The sequence below is a fragment of the Chromobacterium haemolyticum genome, from assembly GCF_009936155.1.
Classification (GTDB): domain Bacteria; phylum Pseudomonadota; class Gammaproteobacteria; order Burkholderiales; family Chromobacteriaceae; genus Chromobacterium; species Chromobacterium haemolyticum.
Map to the genome: position 1 here is coordinate 3,473,253 of NZ_AP019312.1, position 12,640 is coordinate 3,485,892.

Here is a 12,640-nt window from a genome sequence, read left to right on the forward strand (position 1 = left end):
GTCCCAGCGGCGCGCCTTCAGCCGGCAGACGGCTTGACGGCGCGCAGCACAGCCTCCGCCAGGGTACGCAGCAGTAATTCGCATGACGCGGCCCCGGCGTCCAGCACACCAATAGAACGCGGGCCCAGGCGGGCGGCGCGTCCCAACCGGGCCTGCATCATGCGGGTGGACTCCAAGCCCTGCGCCGCCGCCGCTTGCATCGCCCGCAGACACTGCGGCCAGCCCTCCCCGCTGGCCAGCGCTTGCTGATAAGCATCCCGCGCCGGCAGCAATACGTCGACCAGGGTTTTGTCGCCGGCGCGCGCGCCGCCCATGTCCAGCACCGCCTCCGTGCCGGCGGCCATCGCCGCGCCGAAGCCGGCGGCATCCAGCCGGGGCCGCGAATCCAGCGTGTCCGCCATGGCCAGGAACAGGCTGCCGTACAGCGGCCCCATCGAGCCGCCGATGTCGTCCATCAGGCTGCGGGCCAGCAGCTGCAATGCCTGCGGCAGCGGCGGCAAAGCCGGCAAGGCGTCCAGCGCTTGCCGGCACAGGCCAAAGCCCTTGCTCATATTGACGCCGTGGTCGCCGTCGCCAATCGCGCCGTCGATTTCACTCAGGCGGTCGCGCTGGCTGCGAATGGCCTCTATCATCGCCGGCACCGCCTGGACGGTGGCGGCCCACGGCAGGCTTGCATCCGGGCTCAACATGGCAGCGCACCTACCGTCAAAGCCGGGGATTGGCAAGGGTGGTCCAGACCGGCGGCCAGTTCCGGCGTCAGCTTCATCAGGGTGACGCTGGCGCCCATCATCTCCAGCGCGGTGAAGTAATTGCCCACCAGCGGCCGGTCCACCTGGATGCCGCGCACCTGCAGTTGAGCGGACAGCTCGCCGTAGAGGATGTATTGCTCCATCAACGGGGTGGCGCCCATGCCGGACAAGAGCAAGGCCGCCCGGTCGCCCCGCTGCAAGGGCAGGTCGGCCAGCAGGGTTTCCAACATCAGTTCCGCCATTTGTCTGGCGCTGGCGGTGGGCAGCACCTGGACGCCGGGCTCGCCGTGGTGGCCAATACCTACTTCCATTTGACCGTCGGAGATGTGGAAATTGGCCTTGCCCGCCGCCGGAATGGTGCAGGCAGACAAGCCGATGCCCATGCTGCGGGTGTGAGCAATGGCCTGGCGCGCGGCGTCCGCCACCTGTTCCAGGCTGCCTCCCTGCGCGGCGTGGGCCGCGGCCACCTTCCACATCAGGATTTCGCCGGCCACGCCGCGGCGACGCTCGCGCTCTTGAGCCGGCGCGGAGGGCACGTCGTCGTTGGCCACCACCGCCTCGACTCGCACGCCAGCCTGCTCGGCCAGGCGCATCGCCATTTTCACATTCATATTGTCGCCGGCGTAGTTGCCATACAGGCAAACCACGCCCGCGCCGCCGTCGGCGGCGGCGAATGCATCGGCAAAGCTCTTGGCGCTGGGCGAGGAGAACACTTCGCCGACTGCCACGGCGTCCAGCAGGTGGCGGCCCAGATAGCCGAGAAATGCCGGCTCGTGACCGGAGCCGCCGCCGCTGACGATGCCGACGCGGCCGGGCGCGCCGGCGTAGATGGATTTGAGCACGCGCGGGTTGCCGGTGGCGGCAACACTGCCATTGTGCGCGGCCAGGAAGCCGATCAACATGTCTTCGACCATGCGATCGGGATGATTGAAGATGCGGTTCATGGTGCAGCTCCTATAAGGCGGTGTAGCCGCCATCTATCAACAGGTTCTCGCCGGTGATCATCGCGGCGTGCTCGCTGGCCAGGTAGGCCGCCAACGCGGCCACCTCGTCCGGGCGGACAAAGCGGCCCAGCGGTATCCGCCGCCGCATGTCCTCGCCCACCGCGCCGGCCCAGGCCTGGCGGCCCAACTCGGTGGCCACCACGGTGGGGGAAATGGCGTTGACGGTAATGCCGTGGGCCGCCCACTCCGCCGCCAGCACCCGGGTCAGCGCCACCAGGCCGGCCTTGCTGGCGCAGTAAGCGCTGTGGCGTTCCAGCGCCACCACGCTGGCCTGGGAGGCGATATTGACGATGCGGCCGCCGCCCTGCCCGCGCATCACACGGCCGGCGGCCTGGGCCAGCAAGAACGGGGCCTTCAGATTCAGCGCCATGGTGGCGTCCCATGCCGCTTCGCTCACGTCGTCGGCGTGGTCCAGCAGCGCAATGCCGGCGTTGTTGATCAGGATGTCCAGCCGCTTGCCCCAGCCGTGTGTCTGACGCACCACTTGCTCGGCGTTGCCGCTGACGCCGAGGTCGGCGACTATCGCCAGATGGCGCCGCGGGCCGCCGGCCAGTTGCGGCAGGCGCTCCTTCACGCCGCTGCTGATGTCCGCCAGCGCCACTGCCGCGCCCAGTTCCGCCAGCCGCTCGGCGATGGCCAGGCCGATGCCGGCGGCGGCCCCGGTCACAAGGGCCACCTTGCCGTCAAGCTTGAATCCGGCGTCCCAAGCCCGGTTTGCATGTCCTTCCATTGCGTTCTCCATCAGGCCTCTCCCGGCAACAACATGACCTTGAGCGAGCGGTCGCCGCTGCGCACCAGATCGAAACCCTCTCGAAAGCGCGCCAGCGGCAGCGCGTGGGTGACCACGCCCTGGGTGGGCAAGCTTTGGTCCAGGATGCCGTCGATCACGTGCGGATAGCAGTAAGGCCCCAGATGGGACCCCAGGATGTCCAGCTCCTTGCGGTCGCTGATGATGCTCCAGTCTTCGCACACCGGGTCCTTGAACACGCCCACTTCCACAAAACGGCCCAGCTTGCGCAGCATGGCCAGGCCCTGGCTGACGGATTTTGGATGGCCGGTAACCTCGATGTAGATGTCGCAGCCATAGCCGTCGGTCAGCAGCTTGACCTCGGCATTGACGTCGTCGCGGCGCGGGTTCAGCGTCAGATCCGCGCCAAAGCGGCGCGCCAGCTCCAAACGCTCGTCGAACAGATCAAGCGCAATCAGCTTGCCCGGCCCGGCCTTGCGCGCGGCGCCGATAATGCCCAGGCCCAGGGTGCCGGCGCCGGACACCACCACCACGTCGCCCAACTGGATCTGCGCGCGCTGCACCGCGTGGAAGGAGCAGGCATAGGGTTCGATCAGCACTGCCTGCTCCAGCGGCAGCGAGTCCGGCACTCGATAGGTAATCGCTTCCTTGGTGAACTTCATGTATTCGGCCATGCCGCCGTTGACGTTGTGCTGGAAACCGTACAGATCGTGTTTCTCGCACATCCAGTACTGGCCGCGGCGGCAAAAACGGCAGGCCCAGCACGGCACAATCTGTTCGGAGATCACCCGTTCCCCAATGGCGAACTGGGTCACGCCGGCGCCCCGCTTGACGATGCGGCCGATGAATTCGTGGCCGGGTATCATCGGCGCCTTGATGTAGGCGGGCTGGTTCTCGTCGCCCCAGAAGCTGGGCGCGCCGTCATAGGCTTTCAGGTCTCCGGCGCAAATGCCGCAGCCTTCCACCTTTACCAGAATTTCACCCGGCCCCGGCTCCGGCACCGCCACGGTTTCCAGCCGGTAATCGCCTGGGGCGTAGGCCACCACCGCCTGCATGGCGGCGGGAATGAGGGTTTCGCTTGCGCTCATGGCCGTCTCCTTCAAGCGCCGGGCTTGAGTTTGGCCAGCAGCGCGTCGGCATTGGCCGGGGTGATGGTGGTCCAGGGCACGTCGTAACGCTTGGCCGCGCCGCCGGCCCAGGGCATCGGCTTGGCGTATTCGCGCCAGATGTCGGAACGCGGTTGGTAAGCCGGCCCCTTGACCGCGCGCAGGGCCAGGTCCAACGCGCCCTGCGCCTGGGCCTTGGCGTCCTGGAAGAAGCTGACCATCAAGGTGCCATTTTTCACCGCCACAATTCCGTCACGAATGCCGTCGATGCCGGCGGCCGGCATTTTCCTGGGGTCCAGGCCCTTGCCGCGTACCGCTTCCAATCCGCCCAGCGCGATGTCGTCGTTCTGACCGATCAGGCCGTTGATCTGGCCCGGCCGCGCGGTCAGCCAGTTTTCCATCAGCGTCAGCGCCTCCGCGCGCGACCAGTTGGCCGGCTTGCGCTCCAGCACCTTGATGCCGGGATAACGCGCCAGCGCCTTCTGGTTGCCCGCGCTGCGCTCCAGCTGCGCGGACTGGCCGATGGGGCCTTCCATGATCACCACATTGCCCTTGCCCTTCAGCGCCTTGGCCACGGCCTCGGCCTGCAACTCTCCCGCCACGGTGTCGTTATTGCCGATATAGGCGGTGAGCTGGTCGCCGTTGACGCGGGTATTGGACCCTATCACCGGAATCTTGGCGCGCGCGGCTTTGGCCACCGCTTCCGCCCCGGCGGCGATGTCGATGGGCACGAACAGGATGGCGTCGTACTTCTGGGTGATCATGGTGTCGAACTGGTTGTTCTGGGTCAGCGCGTCGTAGCGGCCGTCAAACACCGTGATCTGCACCGAGCCGTCCTTCACCGCCGGATGCCGCTTCAACGCGTCCACCCACATTTGCATGAATTCGCCCTTGAGTCCGTAGACTGCCGCGCCGATGCGCAGCGGCTGGGCCGCCCAGGCAGGGAGCGCCAGTGCGCAGAGCAGCGCCGCAGCGCCGAATTTGAACCGTTGCATGCTCCATTCCTCCTTTGAGATTGCGCCGTGACTGGCGCGGCAAGGCGTTTGGCTCAGGCTTGCCTGTGACGCGAACCGTCCAGCAATACCGCCGCCACGATGATCACGCCCTTGATCAACTGCTGGTAATAAGACGACACCCCCATCAGATCGAGCCCGTTGTTGATCACGCCGATGATCAAGGCCCCCATCACGGTGCCAAGCACCGAGCCGACGCCGCCGGAAAGGCTGGCGCCGCCGATCACCACCGCGGCGATGGCGTCCAGTTCATAAGCCACGCCGGCCTGCGGCAGCGCCGCTGTGGTGCGAGCGGTGAGAATGAGGCCGGCCAACCCGGACAGGCCGCCGGCAATCAGGTAGACGCAGAAGGTGATCCAGCGGGTGCGGATGCCGCTGGTGCGCGCGCTTTTTTCATTGCCGCCCACGGCGTAGACATAGCGGCCGAACACGGTATGGGACAGCGTGAACCAGGCCAGCGCGGCCACCAGCGCGAAAATCAATACCGGCAGCGGCAGCCCGGCCCACTCGCCCTGACCAATCAGACGGAAGCCGTCCGGCAGGCTGGAAACCGGCATGCCGTCGCTGTAGATGTAGGTCAGCCCGCGCGCGGCGCTGAGCATGCCCAGGGTGGCGACGAAGGACGGCACCGCCAGCCGCGCCACCAGCAGGCCGTTGACCGCGCCCAGCGCCAGGCCGCAGCCCAGGCCGGCCAGCAGCGCCGGAGCGACGCCGGCTTCCGGCCGGATGGCCAGGCTGGCGGCCACCATGCCGGCGAAGGCCAGCACCGCGCCCACCGACAGGTCGATGCCGCGGCTGAGAATGACAAAGGTCATGCCCACCGCCAGGATGCCGTTGATCGAGGTCTGGCGCAGGATGTTGGCCCAGTTGTCCCAACTGAGGAAATACGGGCTGGCCAGGCTCAGCAGCAGACAAAGCAATAAGAGCGCGGCGACGATGCCGTAGCGCGACAGGGCGGCGCGCCAGCCGGCGCGTCCAGGCAGCCGCGCGGCGAAGGCCGACGCTTTGGGGCTCAGGGAATCGTCCATCGGTTTTCCTTTTCTGGTGATTTCTTGGTGACGGCGGCGCTCAGGAAGCCAGGTGCAGCAAACCCTGCTGGCTGGCCTCCGCCCCATCCAGCATCGCCACCAGCCGGCCGGCCTGGAACACGGCGATGCGGTCGCTCAACTCCAGGATTTCCGGCGCTTCCGACGACACCAGCAGCACGGCTCCGCCTCCGCGGACAAAGTCGTCCAGAAAGGCGTACACCTCGCGCTTGGCGCCCTCGTCGATGCCGCGGGTGGGCTCGTCGCACAACAGGCAACGCGGCTGGGCGGCCAGGCAGCGGGCCAGTACCACTTTCTGTTGATTGCCGCCGCTCATCCGCCCGGCGGGCATCGCCGGCGAGGCGGCCTTGACGCGCAAGCGCCGGCACAAATCGGTCACCAAGGCCCGCTGCGCCGCTCGCCGCACCACGCCGCCGCGCGCCAGCCGCGGCAGCACCGGATAGGCGATGTTGTCGGCCACCGAGGCAGACAGCACCAGCCCGCTGTCCTTGCGGTCCTCCGTCACCAGGGCCAAGCCGGCGCGGATGGCTCCGGCCGGGCTGGTCGGCACCTCGCGGCCTGCCAGCCGCACGCTGCCGCGCTGGCGCCGGCTCAAGCCGTACAGGCAGTTGAGCAGCTCGCTGCGGCCGGAGCCCAGCAGGCCGTAGATGCCGACGATCTCGCCGGGCCGCACCGCCAGGCTGATGTCGTGAAACTCGCCGTCCCGCCCCAGCCCTTCCACCTGCAGCAACGGCTCGGCGCTGACGGACGGGCGGCGGCTGCGCTCGCCGCGCAGCTCCCGGCCCACGATCTGGCCCACCAGATGCGGGCGGTCGATATCGGCCAGCCGGCCGCTTTCGACGAAAGCGCCGTCGCGAAACACGGTGTAGCGGTCGGCAATCTCGAAAATCTCAGACAAGCGGTGCGACACATAGATGATGCCGGCGCCGTGGGCGGCCAGGCGGCGGACCGCGGCGAACAGCGCTTCGGTCTCCCGCTCTCCCAGCGAGGACGTGGGTTCGTCCATGATCAGGATGTCGCTGTCGCGGTTAAAGGCCTTGGCGATTTCCACCAACTGAGTCTGCGCCAGGCTCAGTCGCGACATCGGCCAGCGCGGATCGAGGTCGAAATCCAGCCGCTGCAACAGCGTCTCGGCCTCGGCCAGTTGGCGGCGGCGGTCCACCAAAGCGCCCCAGAGACGCGGCTCGCGGCCCAGAGTCAGGTTTTCCGCCACGCTCATGCCCGGCACCGGCAACAGTTCCTGCGAGATCATGGCGATGCGCCGGTTCAGCGCCGCCAGCGGCGAGGCGAAATCCACCTCCCGCCCCCTCAGCCGCAAACTGCCGCCGTCTCTGCGCAACAAACCCATCACTATGCCCAGAAAGGTGGATTTGCCGGCGCCGTTGCCTCCGCACAAGGCATGCACGCTGCCCGCGCCCAGCTCCAGGCAGCCATTGCGCAGGGCCACCACGCCGTTAAAGGATTTCGCAATGCCCATCGCCTGCAGTAGCACGGTTTCCATTAGCGCCTCCGACCAGAACAAATGTTCATTAATTGAACACATGCTAAGCAGCGGATTTTGCTAACGTCAATTCAAACCAGCCATACAACAATCATGCAGCGCAAGATCATTTCCCATAAAATGCTTAATTAATTTGTTAATTCCGCAATAGGCAAGCACTACAGTGCATGCTGCAAGTGCAATAAGTGCATGGTGGCTTTTCAGCAACAACAATGAAAAACTTTCCATTAATTGAAATTACGTTCATTGTATTCACCAACAGCGCCACCCGCGCTCCACGCCACTCAGCCAAGGAGAGCCAGATGCATATCGCCATCGCTTGCGACGAGGCCGCGTTCGACCTCAAGGAAATCCTGCTGCGCCATCTGCAGGCGCAAGGCCGCCAGGTCAGCGACTGCGGGGTGTACGACCGCCAGCCGGCCTTGTACGCCGACATCGCCATTCCCATCGCCGAGCAAATCATCGCCGGCCGCTACAGCCATGCGGTTCTGTTATGCGGCACGGGCATCGGCATGGCCATCGCCGCCAACAAGGTGCCCGGCATCCGCGCCGCGCAATGCCATGACACCTACTCCGCCGAGCGGGCCAAACGCAGCAACGACGCGCAGATCATCACGCTGGGCGCGCGCGTGGTGGGGCCGGAACTGGCCAAGCGCATCGTGGACACCTGGCTGGAGGCGCGGTTTGACGGCGGGGCATCGCAGCCTAAACTGGACAGAATCAGTCAATACGAGCAGGCCTCCCCGCGCCGTGATGGTGATGGAGAGCCGAGCTGAGGCCAGACCACGCTCCGCCGATTTGGCATAAACTGGCGGCCCCGCCCCTGCCGGCGGCCTGACAAAGAGGAAGGCATGAATCAAGACGAGCTGACAGAACTGGCGACCCTTTATTACGTGGACAACCACACCCAGGAGGCGCTGGCCAAGCGCTTCGGCATTTCGCGCGCCACCGTCAGCCGCATGCTGCGCAAGGCCCAGGAAGAAGGCGTGGTGGAAATCCGCGTGCGCCAACATCCGGCTTACGCCAACGGCCTGGAACAGGAACTGCGTCAGCGCTTTGGCATCCAGCGCGCCATCATCGCCATCGATCATCAGGACGGCGACAAGCAACGCGCGTTGCTGGCGGCTCAAGTGGCCACCTATCTGGACCAGGCGCTGGACGACGGCATGGTGGTAGCCGTGGGCATGGGCCGCAATATCAGCGCGGTGTCCGACTACATTTCCACCCCCGCGCGGCGCGAGTGCGCGTTCATCTCAGCCATAGGCGGCGCGTATCGCGGCGGCGAGACCATGAACTCCGATCATATCTGCCGGCGGCTGGCGGCGCGTTTCGGCGGGGAAAGCGAAACCCTGTACGCGCCGGCGCTAATCCGGGACCCCGCATTGCGGCAAAGCCTGCTGGAAAACGATACCGTGCGCCAGACACTGGACCGCGCCCGCCGCGCCGACCTGGCGCTGATTGGCATCGGCGATTTGTCGGAGGACAGCAATATCGTGCGTATGGGCTGGTTTAGCCCAACCGAGATCGCGGAGGCCAAACGCGGCGGCACCATAGGAGATGTGATGGGCTACGACTTCTTCGACATTTACGGCCAGCCTGCCAATACCTCGCTACAGGGCCGCGTGCTGGGCCTCAACCGTAGCGACCTGGAACGTATTCCCAATGTGATCGCCATCGCCAGCGAGCAGTCCAAGGCCACGGCTCTCTTGGGAGCGCTACGCACCGGGGTGATCGACACCCTGGCCACCACCACGGTCAACGCCATGACGGTAATCAGCCTGGACGACATCACCCGCAAGACGCCAGTAACCTAAACCCCTGACGGCGTGTTCCCCCCGGCAGCAAGATGCGTGCGGATGATTTGATCTAGCCCATTCCGGCAACTATGTTTCATCAAGAAGCCGCGGCTCTGGCAGGGCGCGTCGCGGCACTATAGGCACAATATCTGTCCGGGGGAGCGCTCCATGCTGCACCAGTTGACCGTCAAGCAAAAACTGCTGGCCGGCTTCGGCCTGCTGATCATTCTGATCGCCATCATCGTGGCGGTGGCGATGATGAAGTTGAACACCATAAGCGACAAAATCCGCGATGTGACCGAGGATCGCTATCCCAAGATCATGCTGGCCAACAAGATCAGCGTCACCACGCTGGATGTGGGCCGCTCCATCCGCAACGCCATCATCGTGCAAACGCCGGAAGAAACCGAGACTCATATCAAGAAGGTGGAGGAGTTCCGCGCCGCCAACGCGTCCAATCTGGATCAGATGGAAAAACTGCTGTCCACGCCCAAGGGGAAGGAGCTGTTTGACAAGCTCAAGGCCGCCAGCACTAATCTGGGCGCTCAGTTTGAGCCCTTGTACGCCTTGGCGCGCGCCAATAAGAACGAGGAAGCCAAAACCTTTCTGATGAAAACCTTTGCACCGGCCAACAACGTGTTTTTGAAATCCTTGAAAGAGATGTCGGACTTTCAGGAAGACTTGATGCAAAAGTCTATCGAGGCCAGCAAGACCGCGCAGAGCGAGGCGGTGACGGTACTGCTTACCGTGGCGGTGATCGCCCTGATCGCCGCGGTGGCGATTGCGATGTTCATTGCCAACCTGGTGACGGTGCCGCTACAGAAATCCGCGCAGTTGGTGCGCAATATCAAGCAGGGTGATTTGTCCGGCCACGATGAGCCAATTCCGGAGGCGCGCGACGAGGCCATCGCCATGGCCAAGGATATCCAGGAGATGCGCCAGGGCTTGCGCGAGGTGGTGGCCAGCATCCAGAAAAACGCCAACGAGGTGTCCGACTCCGCTCACGAGCTGGCCAGCATGTCCGAGCAAGTAGCCCATGGCGCGCAGCGCCAGTCCGAGGCCACGTCCGAAGCCGCCGCCACCATCGAGGAGCTGACGGTCAGCATCAACCACGTGGCGGACAATTCCAACGAGGCTTCGCGCCAGGCGGCGATGGCCGGCGATTTGGCCAGCCGCGGCGGCCATGCGGTGAAGGCGTCGGTGGGCAATATCGAATCGGTGTCGTCCTCGGTGGCGGCCACTTCAGACCAGATGAAGGGCCTGACTCAGGAAGTGCAGAAGATAGGCAATATCGTCACGGTGATACGCGATGTGGCGGACCAAACCAACTTGCTGGCTTTGAACGCCGCGATCGAGGCGGCGCGCGCCGGCGAGATGGGCCGCGGCTTCGCCGTGGTGGCGGACGAGGTGCGCAAGCTGGCGGAACGCACCGCCAGTTCCGCCCAGGAAATCACTCAGATGATCGGCTCCATCCAAGGCAGCGCCAACCGGGTGGTGGGCAGCATGGAGCAGAGCCTGTCCAGCGTGGGCACGGTGTCCGACGGCGCTAGCCAGGCCACCGACTCCATGCAGGAGATAGAGGGCAGCACCCACTCCATCGTGCATTCCATCGGCAACATCACCAGCGCGCTGAGCGAGCAGCGCACCGCCAGCCTGAACCTGGCGCAGAGCATGGAGCGGGTGTCGCAGATGGCGGAGGAAAACAGCGCCACGGTGGAAGAACTGGCCACCACCTCCAGCCAGCTCAACGCGCTGGCGCAAAACCTGCAGGGCGTGACCGCGCGCTTCCGTCTCTAATCAACGGGTTTCAAACGAGGCGGGCTCGGCAAGCTCGGGCCCGCCCTTCTCCGCGCTCAGTCGTACTGAGTACCCTTCTGGATCAATTCCACCTTGTAACCGTCCGGGTCCAGCAAAAAGGCGATCACGGTGCGGCCGTGTTTCATCGGCCCCGCTTCGCGCGCCACGGTGTAGCCCAGCGCGCGCGCCTGCTCGCAGACGGCGGCGGCGTCGTCCACTTCTATCGCCACATGGCCATAGCCGTTGCCCAGCTGGTAATCGCCCTGATCCCAGTTATGGGTCAGCTCGATGGCGGCGGCCTCGGTTTCATCGCGATAACCGACAAAAGCCAGCGTGAAGCGGCCGTCCGGGAAGTCGTTGCGGCGCAGCAGGCGCATGCCCAGCGCCCGGGTGTAGAAGGCCAGCGCGGCGTCCAGATCGGCCACGCGCAACATGGTGTGCAGAATTCTCATGCGCTTGTTCCTGATGGTTGAGATGAAGAGCCTGTTCAGCGTCTTCTGCGCTTCAGCGATACGGCGTTGAACAGGTTCTAAGATCGCGCCATCTTAGCCTCGCACATAATCCATTAAAAGCGACTTATAATGCTGAAATCAATCACAAAAAGCGAAACATGAAACTCTCGCAACTGAATTTCTTCTGCGCGGTGGTGGAGCAAGGCAGCATCGCCGCCGCCGCCGAGCAATTGCACCGGGTGCCGTCCAATCTCACCGCCCGCTTGCAGGAATTGGAGGCGGAACTGGGCGTCAAGCTGTTCAGCCGCGAAAACCGCCGCCTGCTGACCACGCCGGAAGGCCATCTGCTCTATCGCCACGCCCGTGGTCTGCTGCAACAGGCCGACGAGGTGCGAGGCCTGTTCGCCGGCGCGCACGCACGCGGCCTGCTAAGAGTGGGCGCGCTGGACGGCGCTCTGGCCACCCATCTGCCCGCCCGCATCGCCCGCTACCGCCGCCAGCACGCCGAGGTGGAGCTGCATCTGCGCGCCGGCCATTCGTTGCAGTTGGAACGCCAGTTGCAGGACGGGGAACTGGACCTGATCCTCAGCGACGGGCCGGTGGAGCATCCGCTGCTGACCAGCCGGCTGGCGTTCCGGGAAAAATTGATGCTGATCGCTCCGCTGGATATCGACGCGGCGTCGGCGCAGGCCTTGGCCGGGCTGGAGCTGTACACCTTCGGCGCGGCCTGCCATTACCGCCGGCTGGTGGATCAATGGCTGCAAGCTTCCGGCGTGCGGCCGCGCGCGGTGCTGGAGATAGAATCCTATCCGGCCATCTTCGCCTGCGTCGCCGCCGGCGCCGGCTTTTCCTGTGTGCCGGAGAGCCTGTGCCGGCCGCAAGACGGCTACCGCGGCTTCGCGCTGCCGGATTTGGCTATCAGCGACATCCACTTTATCTGGCGCAAGCAGCAGGAGTCCGCATTGGTGGACGGTTTCGTCCAGTCCGTCGTCGCGAACTGAGGCCCGCCGCGCTTCGCTCAAGCCTCACGCGGCGCAGAAGGTTTCCTGCAGATGCCGCCAGCGCGGCGCCCCGGCCGCGTCGCGCTCAAACACCGCGGTGGCCAGGCGCAGGCTGCTCAGCCGGCCGCCCAGGTATTGCGCTTCGCGATACGCCACCGTCGCGCCGCCTGCGTGTTCGTCCAGCAGGGTCAGTTGATCCACTTCAATCTCCAAGCCGGGTTTGCCGCCGCCGGAGCGCGCGAACAATGCGCGCAGCGCGTCCAGATCCAGTTGCGCGCCGCTGGGCGACGCCATGGAGAAACACGGCGAGAAGCGCGCCATCAGGGCTTCCAGCTCGGCGGGGCCCGCCGGGCCGGCGAACCATTGCCGGATGGCGATATGCGCGGAGATCACTTCGTCGAAATAGGGATTGGTCTTGGTCATCGGA

13 protein-coding genes are annotated in these 12,640 nt (G+C 65.4%); 4 read left to right on the top strand and 9 right to left on the bottom strand.

Annotated elements, in window-relative coordinates; genetic code table 11:
* Positions 1-17: 17 nt before the first annotated feature.
* From dhaL to GYH29_RS15925, 7 genes are read right to left on the bottom strand one after another with little or no spacing between them, the layout of a single operon-like run.
* Entirely contained in the window at positions 18-689 is a 672-nt protein-coding gene (gene dhaL / locus GYH29_RS15895) for a dihydroxyacetone kinase subunit DhaL (RefSeq protein ID WP_161524114.1), read from the bottom strand.
* Complete coding sequence (locus GYH29_RS15900) at positions 683-1,693, bottom strand: dihydroxyacetone kinase subunit DhaK (RefSeq protein ID WP_161524115.1); 1,011 nt, start codon at positions 1,691-1,693, stop codon at positions 683-685. Before GYH29_RS15900 ends, dhaL begins: the two co-directional genes overlap by 7 nt.
* Before the next feature lie 10 nt (positions 1,694-1,703).
* Positions 1,704-2,483 (bottom strand): GolD/DthD family dehydrogenase, encoded by a 780-nt coding sequence (locus tag GYH29_RS15905; RefSeq protein ID WP_161524116.1) that lies wholly within the window; start codon positions 2,481-2,483, stop codon positions 1,704-1,706.
* An 11-nt stretch (positions 2,484-2,494) separates the two neighbouring features.
* Entirely contained in the window at positions 2,495-3,589 is a 1,095-nt protein-coding gene (locus GYH29_RS15910; protein WP_161524117.1) for an MDR/zinc-dependent alcohol dehydrogenase-like family protein, read from the bottom strand.
* 11 nt (positions 3,590-3,600) lie between these two features.
* Positions 3,601-4,602, bottom strand: a complete 1,002-nt coding sequence (locus tag GYH29_RS15915; RefSeq protein ID WP_043590266.1) for a substrate-binding domain-containing protein — start codon at positions 4,600-4,602, stop codon at positions 3,601-3,603.
* A gap of 53 nt (positions 4,603-4,655) precedes the next feature.
* Positions 4,656-5,648: an ABC transporter permease gene (locus GYH29_RS15920; protein ID WP_107732653.1), complete on the bottom strand. Its 993-nt coding sequence runs from the start codon at positions 5,646-5,648 to the stop codon at positions 4,656-4,658.
* Positions 5,649-5,688: 40 nt separating this feature from the next.
* Positions 5,689-7,167 carry a sugar ABC transporter ATP-binding protein gene (locus GYH29_RS15925; protein ID WP_161524118.1) on the bottom strand — a complete coding sequence of 493 codons (1,479 nt, stop codon included), beginning with the start codon at positions 7,165-7,167 and terminating at the stop codon, positions 5,689-5,691.
* Between the two features lie 302 nt (positions 7,168-7,469).
* Here GYH29_RS15925 and GYH29_RS15930 point away from each other — a divergent pair, with 302 nt between their 5' ends.
* From GYH29_RS15930 to GYH29_RS15940, 3 genes are all read left to right on the top strand, one after another.
* Entirely contained in the window at positions 7,470-7,943 is a 474-nt protein-coding gene (locus GYH29_RS15930) for an RpiB/LacA/LacB family sugar-phosphate isomerase (protein ID WP_019104336.1), read from the top strand.
* Between the two features lie 75 nt (positions 7,944-8,018).
* A complete protein-coding gene (locus GYH29_RS15935) occupies positions 8,019-8,981 on the top strand; it encodes a sugar-binding transcriptional regulator (protein WP_019104337.1) in 963 nt (320 codons plus the stop codon).
* A gap of 150 nt (positions 8,982-9,131) precedes the next feature.
* Complete coding sequence (locus tag GYH29_RS15940) at positions 9,132-10,760, top strand: methyl-accepting chemotaxis protein (RefSeq protein ID WP_019104338.1); 1,629 nt, start codon at positions 9,132-9,134, stop codon at positions 10,758-10,760.
* 56 nt (positions 10,761-10,816) lie between these two features.
* Here GYH29_RS15940 and gloA read toward each other — a convergent pair whose 3' ends face one another.
* Positions 10,817-11,212, bottom strand: a complete 396-nt coding sequence (gene gloA, locus GYH29_RS15945) for a lactoylglutathione lyase (protein WP_019104339.1) — start codon at positions 11,210-11,212, stop codon at positions 10,817-10,819.
* A gap of 158 nt (positions 11,213-11,370) precedes the next feature.
* On the opposite strand from gloA, the gene GYH29_RS15950 reads away from it, so the two are divergent.
* Positions 11,371-12,213, top strand: a complete 843-nt coding sequence (locus GYH29_RS15950; RefSeq protein WP_019104340.1) for a LysR family transcriptional regulator — start codon at positions 11,371-11,373, stop codon at positions 12,211-12,213.
* Positions 12,214-12,237: 24 nt separating this feature from the next.
* Here GYH29_RS15950 and GYH29_RS15955 read toward each other — a convergent pair whose 3' ends face one another.
* Positions 12,238-12,636 (bottom strand): hypothetical protein, encoded by a 399-nt coding sequence (locus GYH29_RS15955; protein WP_019104341.1) that lies wholly within the window; start codon positions 12,634-12,636, stop codon positions 12,238-12,240.
* Between the last annotated feature and the right edge of the window lie 4 nt (positions 12,637-12,640).